Annotated in this window: 21 protein-coding genes; 4 read left to right on the forward strand and 17 right to left on the reverse strand. The window is 65.5% G+C overall.

The genetic code is table 11. The annotated features are described in order from the left end of the window. Positions 1 to 28 precede the first annotated feature (28 nt). The 11 genes from M2342_RS07735 to M2342_RS07785 all read right to left on the reverse strand — a co-directional run bounded on the left by M2342_RS07735 (position 29) and on the right by M2342_RS07785 (position 10,845). Positions 29 to 1,078, reverse strand: coding sequence for an arginine N-succinyltransferase (locus M2342_RS07735; protein ID WP_264578660.1), 1,050 nt, complete (start codon positions 1,076 to 1,078; stop codon positions 29 to 31). After that, a complete protein-coding gene (locus M2342_RS07740) occupies positions 1,071 to 2,339 on the reverse strand; it encodes a hydrolase (protein WP_264578661.1) in 1,269 nt (422 codons plus the stop codon). Before M2342_RS07740 ends, M2342_RS07735 begins: the two co-directional genes overlap by 8 nt. Positions 2,340 to 2,394: 55 nt before the next feature. Beyond that, the gene (locus tag M2342_RS07745) at positions 2,395 to 2,526 is read right to left on the reverse strand and encodes a hypothetical protein (protein ID WP_264576023.1); all 132 of its coding nucleotides are present in this window, start codon (positions 2,524 to 2,526) and stop codon (positions 2,395 to 2,397) included. A 17-nt stretch (positions 2,527 to 2,543) separates the two neighbouring features. Further along, positions 2,544 to 2,942: a Na+/H+ antiporter subunit G gene (locus tag M2342_RS07750; protein WP_264578662.1), complete on the reverse strand. Its 399-nt coding sequence runs from the start codon at positions 2,940 to 2,942 to the stop codon at positions 2,544 to 2,546. Positions 2,943 to 2,945: 3 nt separating this feature from the next. Then, positions 2,946 to 3,215 (reverse strand): K+/H+ antiporter subunit F, encoded by a 270-nt coding sequence (locus M2342_RS07755; protein WP_264578663.1) that lies wholly within the window; start codon positions 3,213 to 3,215, stop codon positions 2,946 to 2,948. Continuing rightward, the gene (locus tag M2342_RS07760; RefSeq protein ID WP_264578664.1) at positions 3,212 to 3,703 is read right to left on the reverse strand and encodes a Na+/H+ antiporter subunit E; all 492 of its coding nucleotides are present in this window, start codon (positions 3,701 to 3,703) and stop codon (positions 3,212 to 3,214) included. The genes M2342_RS07755 and M2342_RS07760 overlap by 4 nt, the downstream gene beginning before the upstream one ends. A 4-nt stretch (positions 3,704 to 3,707) precedes the next feature. Then, positions 3,708 to 5,243 (reverse strand): monovalent cation/H+ antiporter subunit D, encoded by a 1,536-nt coding sequence (locus tag M2342_RS07765; RefSeq protein WP_264578665.1) that lies wholly within the window; start codon positions 5,241 to 5,243, stop codon positions 3,708 to 3,710. Beyond that, on the reverse strand, positions 5,240 to 5,590 hold the full coding sequence (locus M2342_RS07770; RefSeq protein ID WP_181561385.1) for a Na+/H+ antiporter subunit C: 351 nt from the start codon (positions 5,588 to 5,590) through the stop codon (positions 5,240 to 5,242). Before M2342_RS07770 ends, M2342_RS07765 begins: the two co-directional genes overlap by 4 nt. Before the next feature lie 5 nt (positions 5,591 to 5,595). After that, positions 5,596 to 8,448 carry a monovalent cation/H+ antiporter subunit A gene (locus tag M2342_RS07775; RefSeq protein WP_264578666.1) on the reverse strand — a complete coding sequence of 951 codons (2,853 nt, stop codon included), beginning with the start codon at positions 8,446 to 8,448 and terminating at the stop codon, positions 5,596 to 5,598. Positions 8,449 to 8,735: 287 nt separating this feature from the next. Next, a complete protein-coding gene (locus M2342_RS07780; protein WP_264570043.1) occupies positions 8,736 to 9,908 on the reverse strand; it encodes an acetyl-CoA C-acetyltransferase in 1,173 nt (390 codons plus the stop codon). A 67-nt stretch (positions 9,909 to 9,975) separates the two neighbouring features. Continuing rightward, a complete protein-coding gene (locus tag M2342_RS07785; RefSeq protein ID WP_319801086.1) occupies positions 9,976 to 10,845 on the reverse strand; it encodes an alpha/beta fold hydrolase in 870 nt (289 codons plus the stop codon). Positions 10,846 to 11,104: 259 nt separating this feature from the next. Here M2342_RS07785 and phaR point away from each other — a divergent pair, with 259 nt between their 5' ends. Beyond that, complete coding sequence (gene phaR / locus M2342_RS07790; protein WP_264576018.1) at positions 11,105 to 11,659, forward strand: polyhydroxyalkanoate synthesis repressor PhaR; 555 nt, start codon at positions 11,105 to 11,107, stop codon at positions 11,657 to 11,659. Positions 11,660 to 11,759: 100 nt separating this feature from the next. Here the strand turns inward: phaR and M2342_RS07795 are convergent, their stop codons facing one another. Beyond that, entirely contained in the window at positions 11,760 to 12,536 is a 777-nt protein-coding gene (locus tag M2342_RS07795; RefSeq protein WP_264578668.1) for a PEPxxWA-CTERM sorting domain-containing protein, read from the reverse strand. Positions 12,537 to 12,653: 117 nt separating this feature from the next. Beyond that, a complete protein-coding gene (locus tag M2342_RS07800) occupies positions 12,654 to 14,516 on the reverse strand; it encodes an AsmA family protein (RefSeq protein WP_264578669.1) in 1,863 nt (620 codons plus the stop codon). 172 nt (positions 14,517 to 14,688) lie between these two features. On the opposite strand from M2342_RS07800, the gene M2342_RS07805 reads away from it, so the two are divergent. Next, positions 14,689 to 16,212, forward strand: coding sequence for a proline--tRNA ligase (locus M2342_RS07805; RefSeq protein WP_264580011.1), 1,524 nt, complete (start codon positions 14,689 to 14,691; stop codon positions 16,210 to 16,212). Positions 16,213 to 16,330: 118 nt separating this feature from the next. Here the strand turns inward: M2342_RS07805 and moaB are convergent, their stop codons facing one another. From moaB to M2342_RS07820, 3 genes are read right to left on the reverse strand one after another with little or no spacing between them, the layout of a single operon-like run. Further along, a complete protein-coding gene (gene moaB / locus M2342_RS07810) occupies positions 16,331 to 16,858 on the reverse strand; it encodes a molybdenum cofactor biosynthesis protein B (RefSeq protein ID WP_264578670.1) in 528 nt (175 codons plus the stop codon). After that, the gene (locus tag M2342_RS07815; RefSeq protein ID WP_264578671.1) at positions 16,848 to 18,623 is read right to left on the reverse strand and encodes a lytic transglycosylase domain-containing protein; all 1,776 of its coding nucleotides are present in this window, start codon (positions 18,621 to 18,623) and stop codon (positions 16,848 to 16,850) included. Before M2342_RS07815 ends, moaB begins: the two co-directional genes overlap by 11 nt. Further along, on the reverse strand, positions 18,620 to 19,432 hold the full coding sequence (locus tag M2342_RS07820; protein ID WP_264578672.1) for a hypothetical protein: 813 nt from the start codon (positions 19,430 to 19,432) through the stop codon (positions 18,620 to 18,622). The genes M2342_RS07815 and M2342_RS07820 overlap by 4 nt, the downstream gene beginning before the upstream one ends. A gap of 139 nt (positions 19,433 to 19,571) precedes the next feature. Between M2342_RS07820 and M2342_RS07825 the strand changes: the two genes are divergently transcribed. Beyond that, entirely contained in the window at positions 19,572 to 21,224 is a 1,653-nt protein-coding gene (locus M2342_RS07825; RefSeq protein ID WP_264578673.1) for an electron transfer flavoprotein-ubiquinone oxidoreductase, read from the forward strand. Between the two features lie 78 nt (positions 21,225 to 21,302). Here the strand turns inward: M2342_RS07825 and M2342_RS07830 are convergent, their stop codons facing one another. After that, positions 21,303 to 21,449 (reverse strand): lmo0937 family membrane protein, encoded by a 147-nt coding sequence (locus M2342_RS07830; RefSeq protein WP_181559368.1) that lies wholly within the window; start codon positions 21,447 to 21,449, stop codon positions 21,303 to 21,305. Between the two features lie 152 nt (positions 21,450 to 21,601). Here M2342_RS07830 and M2342_RS07835 point away from each other — a divergent pair, with 152 nt between their 5' ends. After that, entirely contained in the window at positions 21,602 to 22,426 is an 825-nt protein-coding gene (locus M2342_RS07835) for a 4-(cytidine 5'-diphospho)-2-C-methyl-D-erythritol kinase (RefSeq protein ID WP_264578674.1), read from the forward strand. Positions 22,427 to 22,464: the final 38 nt, after the last annotated feature.

A 22,464-nucleotide genomic window follows, 5' to 3' on the forward strand; every position in this document is an offset into this window, starting at 1 on the left:
CCGCTCGTTTCGTCTTTGGTCTGTTCGGTCAGTCGGTCGTCAGATAACGGGCCGTTGCGCCCTCGCTCAGGCGGCCGAGCGCCATCGCATCCGCTGGTAGGGTCAGGCGCTCTGCTTCAGCATCGATCTGTCCGGCGGCGCGCCAGGCGCGAAAATCGAGCAAATCTCCGGCGGCCAGCAACATCGGGCGGGCCTGGGTCTGAGATGGAGGTGCATCGCTGAAGGCAGCCGCCTCGCGGCTTTCTTTCACCGCCCGCAAATCATCGACATCGGCCTGCATGGTTGGCCCGGCGTCGAACAGATCGACATAGCCATCATAGCGGAAGCCCTCGGCCGCGAGCAGCTTCATGGCTGCGGCGCCGCTCGCGTGCGGCTTGCCGATAGCTGCCTGCGCCTCGGGTGGCAGCAGCGTGGTGTAGATCGGGTGTTTGGGCATCAGGTCGGCGATGAACTGGTTGCCGTTGAGGGCGTGGAAGCGGTCGGCATCGGCAAACTCCAGGTCGAAGAAGCGCCGGGTCAGCCCTTCCCAAAATGGCGAGACGCCTTCGGGCTCCTGCCAGCCCCGCAATTCGGTGAGCACCTGCTGGCCGAAGCGGGTGCGGTGCATCGCCATGAACAGATAGCGGCTGCGCGCGAGTAGCACGCCAAGCCCGCTGCGCCGCAGTTCGGGCACCAGAAACAGGCCGCCGACCTCGCTCGCGCCGGCAAAGTCGTTGACCAGATTGAGCACGCTCGTCGTCACGATCCGGTCCAGCTGGCGCGAGTGCTGAGAGAGGCGGGTGAGCTTATAGGAATAAAAGGGCTTCTTGGTGCCGACGCTGGAGAAGATGAGCGCCGTCCCGCCGATCCGCCCGGTGCCGGCTTCTTCCAGCGCGAACATGTAAAGCTCGTCATCGGGCTGGCTCAACTGCGCCTCAAAGCTGCGCTGGGATCGTTCCAGGCGTGCGAACAGGGCCTCGCGATCATGGGGCAGATTGGTGAAGCCCGGCCCGGTCTGGCCGGCGAGCGTGTAGATGGCGTCGATATCCGCGGTCGTTGCAGGGCGGACGAACCAGTTGTTGAAAGAGCCGTCAGTCATGGGCGACCCCTGCCATATCCGGCGCGGAACCGAGGGCGTGGTCGAGCCGTCCTTGCGCGATCCGCAGCATGGTGATGGCGGCAAGCGCGGCGCGTTCGCTCAGTGAACTCAGGATCATGAACTCCTCATCGGTATGGATGGCGCCCCCGCGCACGCCCATCGTGTCCACCACCGCGACATTCTGGGCGGCGATGTTATTGCCATCGCAAACGCCGCCGCTTGGCTGCCAGTCGATGGCGAGGCCCATGTCCGCGCCGGTTTCCCGGACCAGCCCGAACAGCGCCTGATGCTTCGCGTCGAAGGGCTTGGGCGGTCGCGCAAAGCTGCCCGAGAGCGCGATCGTCACGCCATGATCCGCACTGACCTGCGCAATGATCCGGGCGATGGCCTGCTCGGCGGCCTGCTGGCCGGCCAGGTCCACGGGCCGCATGTTCCAGCTCAGCAGCGCCCGATCGGGCACAACATTGTTGGCGCCGCCGCCGGAGAGGCGCGCGACATTGACGGAAAGCCCCTCGATCTCATGCTTAAGTGCGTCCAGCCGCACCGCGAGATCGGCTGCGGTCACCACGGCATTGCGGCCATCCAGCGGATTGCGGCCGGCATGGGCGGATCGGCCGGTCAAGGCGGCGGTGAAATTGCCGCTGCCCCGCCGGGCGCTCGCCAGCGTGCCATCCACCGTGACGGAAGGCTCGAAGGTCATGCCGGTCTGGCAGCGCCGCGCCGTCTCGCGCAGCAGCGCTGCCGACCCCAGCGAGGACACTTCCTCATCGGCATTGACCACCACGTCCCAGCCGAAATCGGGAATGGCATTCGCCGCCTCCAGCGCAGCCAGCGCCTCGATCATCACGAGGAGCCCGCCTTTCATATCGGCGGTGCCGGGGCCGTTGAGGCGGTCGTCATCGATCAGGCGGCAGGTCTGGAAGGGGTGATCGGGCGGGAAGACCGTGTCCATATGCCCGGTGAGGATCATGCGGCGGGCGCAGGCGACACGCTTGCGGGCGAGTAGATTGGCGCCATGGGCGAGTGCAACGGTGCGGCCTGCCTCATCCAGCGTTTCAGCGGGCTCTGGCGCAAGGGTTGCGACGGTATCGGCGATCTCCGTCAGACGAGCCCCGATATGCTGGCGCATCTGTTCCAGCCCGGCGAGGTTGCGGCTGCCTGAGTTGACCTGCGCCCAGTCGACGACTTGCGCCGCCATGTCCGCCTGTCGTCTCCTAAGATGCTCCACGATCCCGATTTCGGTCGGTGAGAGTCCTGTCATGGCCCGATGCTAGACCAACTGGCCGCCCGGGGCTAGGGGCGCGCCCGATTGAGAGTTAGAGGACGTCGCCGAACATCAACCACAGCATGACCAGCCAGGCGATCAGACCGCCCGTGCCGATGACGATATGCAGCCGTTCGCGTAGCCAGTGGAGAAGGCCGCCGGGCGTCTCGTCGTCCGGATTCATGCAGCGAACCCCATAGCTCAGCGCCCCTCCGGCCGATCGACGCCGAATGTCGCCCATTCGGTATCGCCACCCGGCTCAGGCAAGGTATCCCGCACGCCGTCCATCGGCTGCACGTCGGTATTGGTGCGCTGCCGGTGCAGATGCGCCTTGGCAATGAGGTTGGCGGACACCGGCGCCGTGATGAACAGGAACAGGGTGATGAGCAGTTCGTGGGCGGACCAGGTGCCGTCCCGGAACGGAAAGTAGATCATGGATGCCACGAGGCAGCTTCCGACGCCGAGGGTGGTTGCCTTGGTCGGGCCGTGCAGCCGCGTCATCAGGCTAGGCAGCCGGGCAAGGCCCCAGCTTCCGATCAGCGCGAAGGCGCCACCGAGAATGATGAGAGCGGCGATCAGGATTTCTGCGATCACTGCCATGGCTTACTCCACAATGTCGCCGCGCAGGAGGAACTTGCAATACGCCACCGTGCCGACGAAGCCGACCATTGCGAGCAGCAGCGCCGCCTCGAAATAGGTGGTGCTGGTTTCGTGGATGCCGAACAGCACGATCAGCGCGATGGCGTTGATGACCATGGTATCCAGCGCCAATATTCGGTCGCACCGCGTCGGGCCGCGCAGCAGCCGGTAGAGGTTGAGCAGCACGGCCAGCGCAATGCAGGCGGAGGCGAAGGTCAGCGCGAGCGCGATCATCGGAAAATCCTCTGCAGCCGGGCCTCATAGCGCGCCTTGATATGAGCAATCTCGTGCGCGACATCGCCCGTGTCGAGCGTGTGGACGAGCAGATAGCGCCCGTCCGCCGACACGTCGGCAGAGACGGTGCCGGGCGTGAGGCTGATGGTGCCGGCCAGCACGGTGATGGCTTCTGCCGAATGCAGGTCGAGCGGGATGGTCATCCAGCGGGAATTGAGGTCGCGGTTGCGCCGGAACAAGATGAGCTTGGCGACATGGAAGTTCGCGATGATGATATCGTAGAGCACGATCCCGAGATAATCGAGCATCGCCCAGCCAAAGCGCAGGCGTGGGCGATTGGGCCAGAATGGCGCGGTAAAGACCGGAATGACGGTGGCCAGAAGAAGGCCGAGAAGGAAGCCGCCGGCCGTCAGACTGTTCTGGATCAGGATCCAGACGATGAGCAGCATCACCGTCAGGCCGGGATGCGGGAAGAGCTTGGTCAGCATTGCCTCACCTTCCAGCTGCTGGGCCGAGAACGGCCTCGATGGTGTGCGTCGGCGCGAAGAGCTGCTGGGCCGTTGCGTCCATGTAGCGCGTGACCGGCCCCGCCGCGACGGTGAGCACGACCAGCGTCGCGAGCAAGGCGCAGGCAGGCAACATCTCCACCAGACGGGCATCGGGCTTTGCCGTCGCGGCATCTTTGTGGGGATTGTCGGGGTGCGCTGCGCTCTTCCAGAAGATGGCGCTGCCGGCCCGGGCGAGGCCGAGAATGGCGAGGAGCGTGGTGCCGAGAATGACTGCCCAAATCCACGCCGCCCACGGGTCCGCCAATGTCGCCTGCAGGATCAGCAATTTACCGATGAAGCCGGAGAGTGGCGGGAGGCCCGCCAGGGCCATGGCCGCCAGCAGGTAGAGCGCAGACAGCGGCTCGATGCCGGCAAAGCGTGGGGAGGGGACGATCGTGTCGCCGTAACGACCGCGCCGCAGCCGGATGAGATCGACGACGAGGAAGAGCAAGGCCGCAGCCAATGTGGTGTGCGCCAGATAATAAAGTCCCGCCGTCAGCACCGTGCGGTCGAACGCGGCAATGGCGACCAACAATGTCGCAGTGGAGCCGAGCAGGCCGAATGCGGCAAGATCGCGCAGGGAGCGCGCCGCCAGCAGGCCGGCAAAACCGATCGCCATCGTCGCCAGTGCGGCCGGCATCATCCATACCTCCGGCGCCCAGGCCGCCGCGCCGGCCTGATCGCCGAAGATCAGCGAGGATGTGCGGATGATTGCATAAGCGCCGACCTTGGTCATGATGGCGAACAAAGCCGCCACGGGCGCGGAGGTGCCGGCATAGGTGCGCGGCAGCCAGAGTTGCAGCGGCAGCAGCGCGGCCTTGAGCGCAAAGACCAGCGTCAGCAGATGCGCGCCGGCCCGCAGCAGGCCCTGATCGGCCGCCGGCAGGGCCGGGATGCGGGCGGTCATGTCTGCCATGTTGAGCGTGCCGGTGATGCCGTAGAGCAGCCCGATCGCGAAAAGGAACAGCGTCGAGCCGATGAGATTGACGATCACATATTGCACGCCGGCCTTCAGGCGCTCTGCGCCCTGGCCGTGCAGCATCAGGCCGTAGGAGGCGATCAGCAACACCTCGAAAAAGACGAAGAGGTTGAACAGGTCGCCCGTCAGGAACGCGCCGTTGATGCCCAGCAACTGGAACTGGAAGAGCGGGTGGAAATGCCAGCCCTTGCGGTCCAGCCCGGTCAGCACTGCGTGGCACAAGACGGGCAGGGCGAGCAGGGCCGTAATCAGCAGCATCATCGCCGAGAGGCGGTCAAGCACCAGCACGATGCCGAAGGGCGCGGCCCAGTCACCCAGCGCGTAGACGGAGATCGTGCCGCGGCTGGCGACGCTCAGCAGATACACAGCGAGGGCGAGAAGGCCGGTCGCGCCGGCAATGGAAATGGCGGCGCCGATCCAGCGGTGGCGGCGCATGAAGATCAGCGTGGCTGCGGCCATGAGGGCGGGCAATAGCAGGGGCGCGGCGATCAGCGCGGTCATGGCACGATGTCCTCCGGCTCGTCATCCGGTTTGCCGTCGACCTGGTCCGTGCCCGTCTCGAGGAAGCTGCGCAGGGAAAGGACCACCACCAGCGCGGTCATGCCAAAGGCGATGACGATGGCGGTGAGGACCAGCGCCTGCGGCAGCGGGTCCGTATAATCCGTAATGCCTTTCTCGTAGATCGGCGGGCGGTCCACGACCAGCCGCCCCATCGCGAAGAGAAACACGTTGATGGCGTAGGACAGCATGGCAAGGCCGAGCACCACCGGGAAGGTCCGCCCGCGCAGGCACAGATAGATGCCGGCCGCGGTAAGGATGCCGATGGCGCTGGCGACGAGCATTTCCATGCTGATCATGCCTTGGCCTCCAGGTTGCGCGCGGGGTCGACATCCATGGGCGCGTCGTCGCTGTGATCTTCCTTATCGGCACGCTGGGCGATGTGGCTGAGTTCGGCCAGCGCGAGCATGACGGCGCCGATCACGGTCATCGCCACGCCGATGTCGAACAGCATGGCGGTCGCCAGCTCGAACGTGCCGATGACGGGCAGGGTGACATAGCCAAAGGCACTGGTGAACAACGGCGCGCCGAAGACGAGCGAGCCAATGCCCGTGAGCGCGGCGATGATCACGCCGAGGCCGATCATCAGATGCTCGTCAAACTTGCGGCGCTGTTCGGCCCATTCGAAGCCCGACGCCATATATTGCATCAGCACGGCAATGGAGATGATCAGCCCGGCGATGAAGCCGCCCCCCGGCAGATTATGCCCGCGCAGGAAGATGTAGATGCCGACCATCATCGCAAGCGGCAGCAGCAGCCGGGTGGCGACGACGAACATCATCGGGTGCCGTTCGGGTGAGCGGATGAGGTCCGGCAGCCAGGCCCGCAACCGCGCGCCGGCCGCGCCGCGCGTCGCGGGCTGCAGCAGGGCGAAGATGGTCAGCGCGGCAATGCCGAGCACGATGATCTCGCCGAAGGTGTCGAAGGCGCGGAAATCCACCAGCGTCACGTTCACGACATTGGTGCCGCCACCGCCCGAATAGCTGTTCTCCCAGTGGAAGGTCGAGATGGGCTGATTGGGCTCGCGGGTGAGCACGGCCCACGCCCCGAGCCCGGCCACGGTGCCCCCCACCAGGCCGAGCAAGCCGTCCCGCAGCCGCAGTCCATTGCTGGAGAGCCGGGCGGGCTTCTTGGGCAGCAGGTTGAGCGCCAGCAGCAGCAGTAGGATCGTGACCGTCTCGACGGAAATCTGGGTCAGGGCGAGATCGGGCGCGGAGAGATAGACGAAACCGAACGAGACGATGAGGCCGATGACGCTGATAAAGACAAGCGTGAGGTAACGCTCGCGCTGGGAGATGACGACCGCCACCGTCGCGCCGACCAGCAGCAGCCAGCCGATGATAGCGAGCGGCGAGGCCGGCAGCGTTGCGCGCGGACCGGTGCCGTTGCCGCCGCCGACCAGCACCCCCTCAATCGCCAGCGCAATGGCAAGCACGAAGATCAGCGCAAGCTGCCGCTGCAGCGAACCATTGTGCACGGCATGGATGAAGCCGCGGGCGGCGTCCACCAGCGTCGCAATCCCGCTGTCGAACAGGCGCTTGGCTTCCGGCAGCGGGAGCGCTTGCCAGATGCGCTCGGCGAGGCCGAACCGCCAGAGCATCAGCGCGCCCACCGCCAAGGCAAACAGGCTCATCAGCAGAGCAGCATTCACGCCATGCCAGAGGGCGGGCGCGAATGTCCCGGCGGTGCCTGCGGTGACGGTATCGGCGACCGGTTGCACGAGCCATGTCGTCAGCGTGGCGGGGAACAGGCCGACGAGGATGACCAGAAGGACGAGCAGCCCAGAGGGCGCCCAAAGGCCGAAGGGCGGATCATGCGGCGCATGGGGATAGTCATCGCGCTGGCGGCCCAGATAGACCTGGAAAGCGTAGCGCAGCGCATAAGCGACCGAGAGCGTCGCGGCGACCACCGCGATGGCTGGCACCAGCCAGCCCATCCCCAGCCAGGCGGTATGCGCCGCCTCGTCGAGCATCATTTCCTTGGATAGGAAGCCGTTGAAGGGAGGCAGGCCGGCCATCGATCCCGCCGCGATCATGCCCAGCGTCGCGGTGATCGGCATCAGCGTGGCGAGGCCGCCCAGCCGCCGAATATCCCGCGTGCCGGCCTCATGGTCGACAATGCCGGCATTCATGAACAGCGCCGCCTTGAAGATCGCGTGGTTCAGGATGTGGAAAACGCCGACCATCGCCGCCGTGCCGGTGCCAAAGCCGAAGAGCATGGTCAGCAATCCGAGATGGCTGACGGTCGAATAAGCGAGGATGGCCTTGAGGTCGGTCTTGAACAGCGCGATGGCGGCGCCGATCAGCATGGTGACGAGGCCGGTCGTCGCGACGAGATAGAACCACAGATCCGTACCCGCCAGCGCCGGCCACAGGCGCGCGATCAGGAAGATGCCGGCCTTCACCATCGTCGCGGAGTGGAGATAGGCACTGACGGGCGTGGGCGCGGCCATGGCGTGCGGCAGCCAGAAGTGGAACGGGAATTGCGCCGACTTGGTGAAGCAACCGAGCAGGATCAGCACCAGCGCGACCGGATAGAGTGGGGACGCCTGAATGAGCGCGCCGCTGGCCATTATGGTGCGAATATCGGTGGAGCCGGCAATGTTGCCCAGCAGCAACAGCCCGGCGATGAGCGCCAGCCCACCGCCGCCCGTCACCACCAGCGCCATGCGGGCGCCCTGCCGGGCCTCGGCTCTATCGCGCCAGAAGCCAATCAGCAGGAAGGAGGAAAGGCTGGTCATCTCCCAGAAGACGAGCAGCAGCAGCACATTGTCGGAGAGGGCGATCCCCAGCATGGCGCCCTGAAACAGCAGCAGAAAGGCCAGAAAGCGCCCCATGGGGTCTTCTGCGGCCAGATAGAAACGGGCGTAGATGATGATGAGCAGGCCGATGCCGAGGATCAGCCCCGCGAACATCGCGCCCAATGGATCGAGAAAGAACCCCAAGGACAGGCCGAGGGCTGGCACCCAGTCGATCTGCATCGTCGGCGTCTGCCCGGCGAGAGCGGCCGGCATGAGCGCGATGAGGATCGCGAGCGCCGCGCCGGTCGTGCCGGCAGCAATCCACGCCTGAAGGTTTCGGCTGGTGCCGCTGAGTATCGCCAACAGCAACGCGCCAAGAAATGGCAGCAAGGCGAGTATCAGCAACAAAAATCCGCAGCTCCCGTGATGCGTCGGCAGGTGATGGGCGATCCGATGGCGATCAGGCCGATGGTGATCAGGATCGAACGATCCTCAAATGGTCTGCCCACCTTATCCAGACATTGCGGCATGAGGACAACCCGAAAGCGCCTAATTTTCGGCCTTCGCTGCCGATTTATAGCTGTCGGAGCGCGGGGCTGACCATCGGTCGGAGCATCTTCAGTCAGGCGCCGTGGCCATCAAAAAGGCGCCAGCCCGTGCGAGAGCTGGCGCCTTTTGTCAGGTTTGTGAGTGGATCAACGTTCGACGCACATGGCGATGCCCATGCCACCACCGATGCAGAGCGTTGCGAGCCCCTTCTTGCCGTCGCGGCGGGCGAGTTCGTAGAGCAGCGTGGTGAGCACGCGCGCGCCCGAGGCACCGATGGGGTGACCAAGCGCGATCGCGCCGCCGTTCACGTTCACGATGTCCGGGTTCCAGCCCAGTTCCTTGCCGACCGAGAGCGCCTGTGCCGCAAAGGCCTCGTTCGCCTCGATCAGGTCGAGGTCGGCAAGCGACCAGCCGGCCTTGTCCAGTGCAATGCGGCTGGCCGGGGCCGGGCCGATGCCCATGATCGAGGGATCGACACCGCAGGTCGCCCAGCTGGCGATGCGCGCCAGCACCGGCGCGCCGCGACGGGCGGCCTCCTCGGCCGTCATCAGCACCAGCGCCGCGGCGCCATCGTTCACGCCGCTGGCATTGCCGGCGGTGACTGTGCCGTCCTTCTTGAACGCAGCGCGCAGTCCCGCCATCGCCTCAACGGTGGCGCCGGCGCGGATATACTCGTCGGCATCGACGATGGTGTCGCCCTTGCGGCCCTTGACCGTGACAGGCGCGATCTCGTCGGCAAAGCGACCCGCGGCGCGGGCGGCTTCCGCCTTGTTCTGGCTGGCCGCTGCGAACGCGTCCTGCTCTTCGCGGGTGATGCCGTACTTTTCGGCAAGATTCTCCGCCGTGATGCCCATGTGGTAGCCATTGAAGGCATCGGTCAGGCCGTCATTCACCATGGTGTCGATCAGCGTAATCGGTCCCATCTTGGTGCCCGCGCGCATCATCTGGGCGTGGGGCGAGAGGGACATATTCTCCTGACCGCCGGCCACCATGATGCTGGCATCGCCGCAGCGGATCGCCTGCGCGGCGAGCGCGACGGCGCGCAGGCCCGAGCCGCAGACCTGATTGATGGTGATCGCCGTGCGGTCGATCGGGATGCCGGCGTTCACGGCCGCCTGCCGCGCGGGGTTCTGGCCCTGGGCGGTGGTGAGCACCTGGCCGAAGATCAGCTCGTTCACCTCGTCGGGCGAGACGCCGGCCTGCTCTAGTGCTGCGACGATGGCGACGCGACCGAGTTCATGCGCGGGGGTGTTGGCGAAGCTGCCCAGAAAGCTGCCGACCGGCGTGCGCTTGGCGGCGGTGATGACGATATCGGTCATGGATTGGCAAGTCCCTCGATTGCGGCGCCAGGGGCGCAGGTTGCTCTCTCGTGCGGGGCCTCTAGCATCAGCCGCCACAGCACGAAAGCCAGTCGCTCAATCCTCTCCAAAGTTGCGCTTCCGCACGGCTGCCGATCATCATGCCGACATGGCCGAGCGCAAGGTTGATCCGTTCCGCCGCAGGTGGCACGGCGGCGGCGGGCACGATCCGGTCCGTGGTCGAGGCGATGGCGAGCGTCGGGCAATCCAGCGCTTGCGGGTCCGCGACGGTGCCGTGGATGGACCATTGGCCGCTCGCTGTCATATTGGCGCCATAGCACCGCTCGGCAAGGTCTCGTCCGCTCGCCAGCGTGAGCGGCGCGCCTTCATTGGCCCAGTCCTCCAGCGCGGTGAAGGCCTCGAAGGACGGACTGTCAGCCTCCATTTCGGCGAAGGCGGCATATTTGCGAATGGTGCGATCGGGATCGAGCGACCAGAAGCCGGCCTGGAATACTTCCATGGGAACAAGTCCCAGCGCCTCGCAACCGGGCTTGGCCTTGGCCCAGATTTCGGCAAGCTGGGACTGAAAGGGGCCGTCATAGGCGGAAAAGTCCCAGGGCGCGGCGATGGTCGCGACGCCGGCGACCGGCTTGACCAGCGCCTGCAGCCGCGAAGCCGCGCCGATGGCGAGCGTCCCGCCCAGGCAATAGCCGACGAGCAGGGGCGGGCGATCCAGTTGCTGCAACAGGGGTAGCAGCAGGCGCTCGACATGATCGGCCAGATCGACGTCGCGCTCGCCTTCATCCGGCGTCCCCCAGTCCAGCAGCAGGGCATTATGGCCTTGCTGTCCAAGATAGCGCAGCAACGAGCGTTGTTCGGAGAGGTCGAGGACGTGGGGCGGGTTGATCAGCGACGGGATGAGGATGACCGGCGCCCGGTCTCCGCCGGCCCCCCTCATGCTGCGTTGTGCATTGCCGTTTCGCGTGAGCAAAGCCGCGCGGCCATTTTGCGCAGCAATTTCCGGCACGTCACCTTGCGCGGGTCGCGACGCTGTCTGAAAACGGCGTAATCCTGCCAATGCCTTGCGCCGTAATTGGGCATCCTGTGCCGTCACCTGCCACAATATGGAAAGAAACAGCGGCAGCGGGCGCGGCCCATGTTGCGGTGCAGAAAGAAACGATGCTATGTTGCGCCCAACGGAGGGTGGAGCATCATCTATGGCACGATCGAAATCAGGTGGCGAATCAGGGACCATTGTCATCAAGAAGTACGCCAATCGGCGTCTCTATGACACGGAAACCTCCAGCTATATCACACTTGAATTGCTCTCGCAGATGACGCGCGAGGGGCGCGATTTCGTGGTGGTCGATGCCAAGTCCGGCGAAGACATCACGCACAATGTTCTCACCCAGATCATCATGGAAGAAGAGCAGCGCGGCGAGAACATGCTGCCGGTCAGCTTCCTGCGCCAGCTCATTTCGCTCTACGGCGACTCGATGCAGTCCATGGTGCCGCAATATCTTGAGGCGAGCATGGAAGCGTTCCGCAAGAACCAGCAGCAATTCCAGGAAGCCATGCAGGGCGCATTCGCCGGCGGACCCTTTGCCGAGATCGCCAAGCGCAACATGGAAATGCTCAACGCCGCAGCGAACGCCTTCAAGCCCGCTGCACCTGCCGCGCCCGCGAAGGCTGGCGACTCTACTGACGAGGTTTCCGAGCTGAAGGCGCAGCTTGCCGCGCTCAACGCCAAGATCGACAAGCTGGGCGGCTGAGCCGCGCCAGAGTGACGCGCGCGTCTGGGCTCCGGCCTTATATGATAAAGGGGCGGGCCTCCAGCTGGAGGCCCGCCCCTTTAGTAACGTGATCGCGCGGTCAGGCGAACTGGACGCCTGTGGTCCGACGGCGCATTCCGGCGCCGATCATCGCAAAGCCGACGATCAGCATGGCCCATGTCGCAGGCTCCGGAACGGGAGCCGGCAGTTCGAAATTGTAGGTCGTGCTGCCGCTGGTCGTGCTCAACGTGACATTGTCGGCAAAGGCATGATAGCCGGTGCCGACGCCGCTGCCGGCACCGACACTGATGCCCGCAACGAACGACCCCTGCGCCAGCTCCGATGCCCAGTCCGCAATGGACTTGCCGGCAAGCTCGCTTCCTCCGGAAATGTAGAATTTGTCGGTCGCCGACGTGATGTACCACTCGCCCTTCACGGTGTTGCCATAGGTATCGTTATAGGCGCCTTCCCAGATCAGCTCCTTGCGGGCGCCAGCGCCGTTGTTCGCGCCTGCGTCCCAGATGTGGAGGCGGAGCGCTGGCGTGTAGTCCGCGCTGTAGTTGCTCAGCGAGTCGACCGCGATGCTCCAGTCGAAGGTGAGGGCCGTGACGTCCGCGAGGGATGCAATGGACGTCGTTGCTGCGCCGGGATAGATTTCTCCCGTAGCAAATCGCAGCCGATCACCGATCAGTTCCAGCGAGCCCTTGCCCGAACGGGGCGCCGTATCGGTAATTGCAGCCGTCGCGCCCAACCTGGCTTCGCCCGGCAAATTCTGCCAATTCATATCGGCCGGGTAGACCTCCACAACAGCGGCAACAGCCGGTGTGGCATTGGCGAATAAGACTGCCGCCGACAGTGTAAGTGCTTTGAAATGCATTGATGTTCTCCCCACTTGAACCATGGGGATTAGTTACTGAATGGATGTTTTGGTCAACAAAAGATTAACCATCTATAATTATCTGCCAGCGCAATTGTCCCGAAATGGCACAGGCTGCTATTGTCCCACCGCCCGAGCGATTAGCGCCGCGCAATTGGCATCCGGTGCGGTTTCCGCGCGACCACCGATTGCTCGACCGACTGCCTTCAGGATGTTGCCGACCGAGCGCGTGTTTTCCGGCACGACCAGATCGGGATTGCGCAATGTGCCGCGCAGATGGGCATTGCCGGGAAGCTGCAGCGCATGTTCGTTCTTGGCGAGGCCCTTGAGGGTCAGTTCGAGACGTTCGGTGGGGAAGCTGACTGTGCCGGTGCCACGTGACTGGCTGACCGGCGTGTCAACGACCAAGGTGCGCACCACGCCGCGTCCGCCCCGCATGTCGAGCTGGACCACGCCGCAGCGCAGCGCTTCCCGCCTGTCCTCATCCGCAAACAGGCCCTTGCCTATGTCGAAGCCGAGCAGGCCGGCCAACCGCGCCGGCATCGATCCGCCGCGGGTGACCGCGCCTACGGTTCCGTTCGATTGCCCGACAGCCTCGCGGATCGTGTCGCCCACGCCGGTCAGGCGCGCGCGGGCGTCGACGCGGCCCTGCACGTCGCCCTCGCTATTGCCGTCTCCGCCCGCCAGCGCCGCGATGCTGCTGTTGCGCATGTCGAGCGCCAGCGTGACCGTCGGCTTGGGCTGGCCATCGCGCTGATTGACCACGGCCCGCCCGGTCATCACGCCTTGCGTCAGGCCGATGCGCAGCGGATCGACGGTGAGGATGCGGTTATCGAGATTCAGCACCGCGCTAGCATTGGTGAGGGAGGAGGGGCGCCGCCCGCCCAAAATCCGGTCGACGCGCACCGATATGCGCCCGTCCGTCTTGTCGATCTTGCGGATATTGATCCGCGTGTTGGGCACCAGCCGCTGCCCCTGTGCCCGCTCCAGCGCGACCGCTTGGGCATTGCCCTTGTCGTCGGCCAGATCCTCGAAATCGAGCTGGCTGAAGCGCGCCTCGCCATCCAGCTTGGTGCGGCCATCCACCTTGCGAACCGTGAGCGCGCCCGTGAACCGGCTACGGCCGACGGTGCCGCCCAGATCGGCCACGCTCCACACGCCATCGCGCCTTTGGACATTGGCGGCGATATCGACCGGCTGCGTGCCGAACAGCCCGGCCTCGATGATCCGGTCCACCAGTTTGAGCGTGCTGGCGCGAGCGGAGACCTTGAACGTCATGTCGTCCGTGCGCATCGGGCCCGCCATCGTGCCGCGCGCGTGCATGGTGAGGGCGTCACCCATGATGCGCGCATCGAAGGGCCAGCTCTGGCCGGCGCGCATCGGCGCGGCGGTGAGGCGCAGCGTGACCGGTTCCCCTTCGACAGTGCCGGTCCCCGTGCCGCGCAAGCCCTGCTGCGGATCGACCGACAGCTTGACCGTGAACCGCCGTTTCTGGAAGGCATCGCGATAATCGATCACGGCATCGTCGACGCGGACCAAAGGCGTTTCCGAGCTGCCCCTGTCATCCTTATTCGATTTGCTGCCGAGCGCGTCCCAGCTTTTACGGCGATTCTCGTCGCGCACCAGCGTCAGCCGCACGCCTCGCGCGGAGAGCAACTGCGGCCCGCCGCGCCCGAGCAGCAGTCCGAGTACCGGAAGACGCAACCGCAACGCCTCGATCCGCGCCAGATCGCCCTCGCCGGCCCAGGCCGGCTGCGGTACGCGGATATCCCGCACCTGAATGACGGGGCTGAACGAGAATGTGCCTTCACGCGTCATCGATCCGATGGTGGCTCTGGTGCCGATCTGGTCGGACAGGCGCCGCTCGGCGGCCTCCTTGAACCAGGAAGCGGGGAAGGTGGCAGCCAGCACCAGCAGGGCCAGCAGCAGAACCAGCACCGCGGCCGCGATCATCGCGATGATCCGAGTGCGGTGGGACATAGTGCGAATCATCGACGAGAAGTGGGCCATTGGAGACGGGACGAGTGAGGTCAGGGAAAGTTCCCGTTCGTCTCCCAGCGTCAGCGCGCGAACGTCTTGGTATTTTTCCGCGCGGCCACTAAAGACCGCTGCAATCCCCAATCCAGATCCCGGAAGCCAGACATTGTCCAACATCAAGCACGCGTTGCCCGTCACCCGAGCCAAGGATTTCGCTGCCTGGTATCAGGCCGTGATCAGCGAGGCCGATCTGGCCGAAGAAAGCGGCGTGCGTGGCTGCATGGTCATCCGTCCGTGGGGCTATGGCATCTGGGAGCGCATCCAGAAGCTGATGGATGCGCGCATCAAGGCAGCTGGGGTGGAGAACTGCTATTTCCCGCTGTTCATCCCGCTCTCCTTCTTCGCCGAGGAAGCGGACCATGTCGAAGGCTTCGCCAAGGAAATGGCGGTGGTCACCCATCATCGCCTCAAGAATATCGACGGGAAGCTGCAGACCGATCCGGATAGCAAGCTGGAGGAGCCCCTGGTCGTGCGCCCCACGTCCGAGACGGTGATCGGCAAGGCGATGGCGCGCTGGGTGCAGAGCTGGCGCGATCTGCCGCTGCTTACCAACCAGTGGGCCAATGTCGTGCGCTGGGAGATGCGCACCCGCATGTTCCTGCGCACCAGCGAGTTCCTCTGGCAAGAAGGGCATACCGCCCATGCCGACGAAGCCGATGCACGGATCGAGACGATGCGCGCGCTCGAAATGTACCGCGACTTTGCGGAAACCGAGCTGGCCATGCCGGTGGTCGCAGGCGAAAAACCCGAGAATGAGCGCTTCCCCGGCGCGGTCGCCACCTATTCCATCGAGGCGATGATGCAGGATGGCAAGGCGCTACAGGCAGGCACCTCGCACTATCTGGGCACGGGCTTCGCCAAGGCGGCCGGCATCCAGTACCAGAATCAGGATGGCCAGCAGGCCCTGTGCCACACCACGAGTTGGGGCGTTTCGACCCGCATGATCGGCGGCGTCATCATGGTCCATGGCGATGACGACGGGCTGCGCTGCCCGCCGATGATCGCCCCCCATCAGGTGGTGATCGTGCCGATGCTGCGCGATACGGACGAGGATGCGGCGGTCATCGATTATTGCGACGCGCTGGCCAAGGATCTGGGCGCGGTCGACGTGTTCCGCGAGCCGCTGCGGGTGCTGTTCGACAAGAAGCCGATCAAGGCCGCCCCCAAGCGCTGGGGCTGGGTGAAGAAGGGCGCGCCGATCATCATCGAGGTCGGCGGGCGCGATGTGGCGGGCGGCAATGTTTCGGTCGTGCGGCGGGACCGGCTCTATAATGAGGCGGGCAAGCTGGCGAGCGAGGTCATGGCGCGGGATGCTTTCGTGGCGGCGGTCGCGGACATGCTGCGCGGCGTTCAGGACAGCCTGCACAGCGAGGCGCGCGCGCGGCTGGAGGCGAACATCCGCCGCGACGTGAGCGAGCTGACGGCGCTGGCGGGTGCGTTCGGCGGCGACAAGCCCGGCTGGGTCGAGGTCGAATGGAGCAAGCCCACCGGGGAAGCGTTGGACAAGGTGGTCACTTGGCTCAAGGGCGAAAAGCTGACGCTGCGCAACGTGCCGATGGATGCGACGCCGGCGAGCGGGACGTGCATCTTTACGGGCGAGAAGGCTGTCGAGCGGGTTCTGGTCGGCCGCGCGTATTGAGGTTTTAGGGGCGGAAAAATCAGGCCGTCCCCCACTCCGCGTTCGTGTCGAGCCCTGAGCGCGCGCCCTGCGGGCAGTCGAAGGGCTCGACACGAACGGTTCTGTGGATTTCCTGAGCCTACTTCTCCAGTAACCTAGGCATCAATTCCACGAAGTTGCACGGCCGAAAGCGGCTGTCGAGCTGGTGGACCAAAATCTGGTCCCACCCGTCCTTCACCGCGCCGGTCGAGCCGGGCAGGGCGAAGATATAGGTTCCGCGCGCCACGCAGGCACAGGCGCGGGATTGGACGGTCGAGGTGCCGATCGACTGGAAGCTGAGCCAGCGGAATAGCTCGCCAAATCCCGGAATGGCCTTGTCCTGCACTTTTTCCAGCGCTTCGGGGGTGACGTCACGCCCGGTCACGCCGGTGCCGCCGGTGGTGAGGATGACATCGATCTGCGGGTCGTCGATCCACCGGTGCAGATGGCCAAGGATCGTCTCGACCGAATCCTTGCTGATCTCGCGGGCCTTCAGCACATGGCCGGCAGCGGTAACGCGCTCGGCGAGCGTATCGCCGGATCGGTCGTCTGCCAGCGTCCGCGTGTCGGAGATGGTGAGCAGGGCGATCTGAATCGGGGTGAAGACGCGGCTCTCGTCAATAGGCACCGGCAGCAGTCCCATGCGGGGTGACGCGGACGGCGACGTCCTTGCTGCCATCCGGGAAGCGGACCCACAGGCCCTGCGCCATGGCCGAGAGTGCCGGTGAGCGGCCGCCTTGCTCATCCATCTGGTAGATCCAGTAATTGCGCAGCACCGCGTTCAGATAGGCGCGGGTCTCGTAATAAGGCACGGATTCGATGAAGAGCAGCGGATCGCCCTCATCGCGGATCTGCACGTTCCAGCGTTCGATCGGGGTGGGGCCGGCATTATAGGCCGCGACGACCTTGGGCAGCAGTCCGCCCGTGGCCGGCATCTGGCTGAGCTTGCGCAGATAGGCCTGGCCGAGCGCGAGGCTGACGGCCGGATCGTAAAGCTGATCGGGCGTCACTGCCATGCCGCTGGAGCGGGCAAGCTGGGCACCGGTGCCTGGGAGCACCTGCATCAGACCGCGCGCATCGGCTGGGCTGCGGGCATCGGTCTGGAAGCGGGATTCCTGCAGGGCGTGGGCGAAGACCAGCGCGCGCTCGACCTGCCAGCCATTGCTCGGTGACCATTCCGGGCGGGGATAGCGCGCATAAGCGGCTGACTTGCGACCGCTCGGCGAGCGCTGCGCCAGCCAGAGCTGGGTGGTCGGCAGCGAGAGGTCGCTGGCGAGATGTACCAGCGCGCCATAGCGCGTGTCGTCGCTCAGCGCCGCTTCGTGGCGCAGCACGGCATCGGCCTGCGCGCTCCGGCCCAGCGTGGCGAGGATCACGGCGTTGCGGACATTGCCGCTGCCCGCGAGCAGCGACCAATCCTGCGACGACACATTCTCCCGCTTGAGCGCGGTGCTGAAGCCGAGGCCGAGCGTTTCGCGGGCCAGCAGGCCGTAAAAGCTCTCTTCATCGCGCGCCGCGCTGCGCAGCAGGGCATTGACCCGCTCCGGCTTCCGGTCGGCCATCATGGCGCGCGCGGCCCAGAAATAGCTGCGGCTGCGCAGGTCTGCATCGGACGTGCTCATCGCGGCATGATAGAAAGAATCGGCGGCGGCGGCCCATTGCTTCTCGCGCCACGCGGCGAGGCCCATCACCCAGTAGGAGGGAGCCACGAACTCGCCGGTGCCGCCATTGACGGCCAGCGCGCCCATGCGGCGGGCATTGGCGGTATCGCCGCAGATGAAATAGGACCAGGCGAGGCGCTGGCGCAATTCGGTGCGCCCATCCATCCCGAGCCCGGCCTCGGCGGAGGCGAGCAGGGCCTCGCCCTGATTGGGCTGATCGTCCTTAATATACTGGAGCAGCGTGCCGCGCAGCTGATCGGCCGCGGCATCGCCCTTGACGGAGCGGAGCATCTGCCGCTGGGGAGAGGTGCCGGTCCACATGAGCTGGCGCGTGGCCGGCCGGTCCGGCAGCGTCTGCGCGCCCCGCTTGCGGGCCAGCGAGGCGATGCGGTCGTTCTGCGGAAGGTTAGGCGTCTTGTGCAGCAGGTCGAGCAGGTCGAACAGCTCGACGCGGGGGCTATCCTTGGCGAGATACAACTCGGCTAGCAGATGCGGGCGCATGCTGTCCGCCTCGGAGAGGCCGAGAATGGCACTGCGCGCCTCGTCCCAACGCTTGCCCTCCAGCATGGCGAGAATGGCGCCATATCGGCCTTGCTCATCCTGGCTCGGCGTCGGGATGGCGGACGCTGCCGCCGCCGGCTGGGCCACTGCCAGCGGGCCAGCGAGCGCGCACAGCGACAGGGCAATGAGCAGCGACCGGCGCACACGGGATCGGGAAGGGGACCTGTTCATTGCGTCAACAATCCATGGAGCATACGCACGCTTTGCCAGCTTCTGGCCTTGGCAAGCGGCCGGTTCATCAGCAGATCAGGCCCCGCGAGGGCGACCGTATCCACGCTGCCATGCGGCAGGTCAATCTTTTCGAGCCCCACCAGGCCCGGCCGCCAGCGCTCGCCGAGCATGGCGCGGCCGATCCGGTCACCGAGCAGGATGATCGCGCCCGGCTGGACCAGATCGAGATAGCGGGTCATCCGCGCGGCAAGCTGGGGGAGCAAGGCGGCATCGAGATGACCGCCCGGTGGACGGCGCAGAGCCAGCGGCAGGCACGGCGCCTGTGCAGGCTCAAGGCCGAGCGTGCCGAGCATCGCGGCGATGAACCGCTGCTGTTGCGGCTCGAGAAGCTGGGCCAGATCGGTTGCACCGGCGGCCGGCATCTCGACGAGGAGAACGAGGCGCGGCGCGTACAGGGCGGGGAGCGCGATCCGCTCGCCATGCCAATCGGCTTCCGGCTGGCCGGCATCCTGCGCAATCCAGTCGAGGAAGCCCGGTAAATCTCCCGGCATCCTCTTGGGCGCCTGATCCGGCGTGCGGGCCTGTACGGGGGCGGGCTGCGGCGCCGGCCCGGGGGCTTCAGCAGGCGCATCAATGGCCGGCCGCGCGGCAACGTCTGCTGCGCCACTGGCTGTGTTGGAAGAGCGTCGCCAGAATGGAACGGGTTCGCCATCTCGCCAGCGCCGGGGCGCCCCGTCGGTGGCGCAGTCCAGCCCCGCTTCCCGCCACCAATGCGCATAGGCATAGGCCGCCTGCTCCGGCGTCATCATGTCCTGCTCACCCATGGGTTTACAGAGACAGAGGTTGACGGCGCGGTCAACTCTGCCGCATCGCTGGCGACTGTAAAGCGTGAAAATATTGCGGCGACCGGACGGAACTCCAGAGCGTCCGCCGCATAGGGAGGTAGACATGTCCGAACGGGAATCCATGCCCTATGACGTGGTGATCGTAGGCGGAGGCCCTGCAGGATTGAGCGCGGCGATCCGCCTCAAGCAGCGCGCCCAGGCGGCGGGCAGCGAGATCAGCGTCTGCGTGCTGGAAAAAGGCTCGGAGATCGGCGCGCATATTCTCTCGGGCGCAGTGATCGATCCCCGGGCGCTCGATGAGCTGCTGCCGGAGTGGCGGACCAGCGATTGCCCACTGGCGCAAGTGCCCGTTACCAAGAACCATCACTGGATGCTCAGCCGCTCGGGCAAATTCGCAGTGCCGCATCTGCTGACGCCGGGGTTCATGCACAATAAGGGCACGTATACCGGCTCGCTGGGCTCGCTGTGCCGGTGGCTCGCCGAACAGGCGGAAGGGCTGGGCGTGGAAATCTTCCCCGGCTTCCCCGCCGCCGAGATCCTGTACGATGAGAATGGCGCCGTGAAAGGCGTCGCGACCGGCGACATGGGCGTCGCCCGCGATGGCAGTCGTAAGCCGGATTATCAGCCCGGGCTGGAGCTTCATGCCCGCTATACGCTGTTCGCAGAAGGCGCACGCGGCCACCTCACCAAGCAGCTCAAGGCCCGCTTTGATCTGGAAGCGGACAGCGATCCGCAGACCTATGGCCTGGGCTGCAAGGAATTGTGGGATATCGATCCGGCCAAGCATGTGCCTGGCCGGGTGATCCACACGCAGGGCTGGCCGCTGACCGATGCCTATGGCGGCGGCTTCCTCTATCATCAGGCGAATGGTCAGGTGGCGCTCGGTTTCGTGGTCGGGCTGGGCTACAAGAACCCCTATCTGAGCCCGTTCGAGGAATTCCAGCGCTGGAAGCAGCATCCGGACATCCGCGCGGTGCTGGAAGGCGGAAAGCGCGTCTCCTACGGCGCCCGCGTCATCAATGAGGGCGGCTGGCAATCCATCCCGAAGCTGGTGATGCCCGGCGCGGCGCTCATCGGCTGCTCGGCCGGCTTTGTGAACGTCCCGCGCATCAAGGGCACGCATACGGCGATGAAGTCCGCGATGCTGGCAGCCGATGCCGTGGCGGATGCGGTCGCCGCGGATCGTTCGGGCGATGTGCTGGAGGCCTACCCAGCCGCGCTAGACGAAAGCTGGATCGCCAAGGAGCTGAAGCTGGTGCGCAATGCCGGCCCGGCGCTTGCCAAGTTCGGCAATGTCGTGGGGACGCTGTTCGCGGGCATCGATATGTGGATGCGTACGCTCGGCATCGGGCTGCCGTTCACGCTGCGCAACAAGGCCGATCATACCAAGCTCTGGCGCAAGGATGCCGTCCACAAGATCGACTATCCCAAGCCGGACGGGGTGTTCAGTTTCGATCGCCTCTCGTCGGTCTTCCTCTCAGGCACCAATCATGAGGAGGACCAGCCGGTCCATCTGCAGCTCAAGGACCCGGACGTGCCGATCCGCTACAATCTGCCGCTCTACGACGAGCCGGCCCGGCTCTACTGCCCGGCGGGTGTCTATGAGGTGGTGGAGGATGGCGCTGGAAATCCGCGCTTCCAGATCAACGCGCAGAACTGCGTCCACTGCAAGACTTGCGACATCAAGGACCCGACCCAGAATATCAACTGGGTGGCGCCGGAGGGCGGCGGCGGGCCGACCTATCCGAACATGTAGCTGCGCCGACACACTCGCGAGCGCAAAGAAAAACGGGGCCGATCAAGGCCCCGTTTGTTCATCGATCATCTGGCGCGATCAGAGAGATCGGCGACCGGTGATGAGCTGGAATACGAACACCACGCCCGCGATCAGCAGGAGAATGTGGATCAAGCCGCCGCCGACATGCAGGACGAACCCAAGCAGCCACAGAACGATCAGAATACCGATGATGGTCCAGAGCATGGAGGTCCCTTTCAACACAATGTTTTGACGATAGGGAGACGGTTTTCGGACGGAATGGTTCCCGTCGCCCTCGGAGCGCGCGGCGTGCCCTTATCACGCAGCCAGCATATGCAGGCGAGACAGCGGCGTTCAGAGCGGCTAAGAGCGCGGCCGTGCTCATAGAAACAGCCCACGCCAAGCTCAACCTCGCTCTTCATGTCCGCGCGCGTCGCGCCGACGGCTATCATGAACTGGAAAGCCTGTTCGCCTTTTGCGCGGATGGTGACGGGCTGAGCGGCACGCTCCGCGAGGACGGCGAGATCGCGCTACGCATCGAGGGGCCGTTCGCGGATGGCTTGCCGACCGATGAGCGCAATCTGGTGATGCGCGCGGCGCACGCCCTGCAAGCCGCGACTGGCGGCCATCTGGGCGCCGATCTGCTGCTCGAGAAGCGCCTGCCGGTTGCTTCCGGCATCGGAGGCGGTTCGGCCGACGCTGCCGCTGCGCTTCGGCTGCTGGTGCGTCTGTGGGACGTGCGGCCGATGGAGATCGATTTCCCGTCCATTGCGTCGGCACTGGGTGCCGATGTGCCTGCATGCCTGGGCTCGGCCACCGTTTATGGATCGGGCGTGGGTGACCGATTGGAGACGATCGATCTCGATCTGGCGGAGACGCCCGTGTTGCTGGTCAATCCGCTGATCGCCTGCCCGACCGGGCCTGTGTTCGGCGGATGGGACGGCATCGACCGGGGCGCGCTGGACCCGCTGGCATGGGCGCGGGGCCGCAACGATCTTACGGCGAGCGCGATGGCTCTGGTGACGGAAATCGAGGACGTGCTGGCGGTGCTACGCGCGCAGCTTCCCCAAGTTGCCCGCATGTCCGGCTCCGGTGCGACCTGCTTTGCCGTTTTCGCGAGCGAGGCCGAGCGGGATGCAGCCGCCGACCGCATCATCGCCGACCATCCCGACTGGTGGGTGATGACCAGCCTGCTGCGCTGAACACGTGGTCTTTTGGCTGGGCCCAAACTGCGCTAGGC

Source organism: Sphingobium sp. B8D3A, assembly GCF_025961995.1.
Classification (GTDB): domain Bacteria; phylum Pseudomonadota; class Alphaproteobacteria; order Sphingomonadales; family Sphingomonadaceae; genus Sphingobium.

What these genes read in the sequence shown, in the direction of transcription:
- M2342_RS07765 (WP_264578665.1), bottom strand. Translation starts at nt 5,243, where the DNA reads ATGACCGCGCTGATCGCCGCGCCCCTGCTATTGCCCGCCCTCATGGCC.
- M2342_RS07745 (WP_264576023.1), bottom strand. Translation starts at nt 2,526, where the DNA reads ATGAATCCGGACGACGAGACGCCCGGCGGCCTTCTCCACTGGCTACGC.
- phaR (WP_264576018.1), top strand. Translation starts at nt 11,105, where the DNA reads ATGGCACGATCGAAATCAGGTGGCGAATCAGGGACCATTGTCATCAAG.
- M2342_RS07735 (WP_264578660.1), bottom strand. Translation starts at nt 1,078, where the DNA reads ATGACTGACGGCTCTTTCAACAACTGGTTCGTCCGCCCTGCAACGACC.
- M2342_RS07770 (WP_181561385.1), bottom strand. Translation starts at nt 5,590, where the DNA reads ATGGAAATGCTCGTCGCCAGCGCCATCGGCATCCTTACCGCGGCCGGC.
- M2342_RS07830 (WP_181559368.1), bottom strand. Translation starts at nt 21,449, where the DNA reads ATGCTCTGGACCATCATCGGTATTCTGATCGTTCTGTGGCTGCTTGGG.
- M2342_RS07750 (WP_264578662.1), bottom strand. Translation starts at nt 2,942, where the DNA reads ATGGCAGTGATCGCAGAAATCCTGATCGCCGCTCTCATCATTCTCGGT.
- M2342_RS07800 (WP_264578669.1), bottom strand. Translation starts at nt 14,516, where the DNA reads ATGTCCCACCGCACTCGGATCATCGCGATGATCGCGGCCGCGGTGCTG.
- M2342_RS07820 (WP_264578672.1), bottom strand. Translation starts at nt 19,432, where the DNA reads ATGATGACGCCGGAGCAGGCGGCCTATGCCTATGCGCATTGGTGGCGG.
- M2342_RS07780 (WP_264570043.1), bottom strand. Translation starts at nt 9,908, where the DNA reads ATGACCGATATCGTCATCACCGCCGCCAAGCGCACGCCGGTCGGCAGC.
- M2342_RS07795 (WP_264578668.1), bottom strand. Translation starts at nt 12,536, where the DNA reads ATGCATTTCAAAGCACTTACACTGTCGGCGGCAGTCTTATTCGCCAAT.
- M2342_RS07815 (WP_264578671.1), bottom strand. Translation starts at nt 18,623, where the DNA reads ATGAACAGGTCCCCTTCCCGATCCCGTGTGCGCCGGTCGCTGCTCATT.
- M2342_RS07755 (WP_264578663.1), bottom strand. Translation starts at nt 3,215, where the DNA reads ATGATCGCGCTCGCGCTGACCTTCGCCTCCGCCTGCATTGCGCTGGCC.
- M2342_RS07740 (WP_264578661.1), bottom strand. Translation starts at nt 2,339, where the DNA reads ATGACAGGACTCTCACCGACCGAAATCGGGATCGTGGAGCATCTTAGG.
- M2342_RS07760 (WP_264578664.1), bottom strand. Translation starts at nt 3,703, where the DNA reads ATGCTGACCAAGCTCTTCCCGCATCCCGGCCTGACGGTGATGCTGCTC.
- M2342_RS07825 (WP_264578673.1), top strand. Translation starts at nt 19,572, where the DNA reads ATGTCCGAACGGGAATCCATGCCCTATGACGTGGTGATCGTAGGCGGA.
- M2342_RS07785 (WP_319801086.1), bottom strand. Translation starts at nt 10,845, where the DNA reads ATGAGGGGGGCCGGCGGAGACCGGGCGCCGGTCATCCTCATCCCGTCG.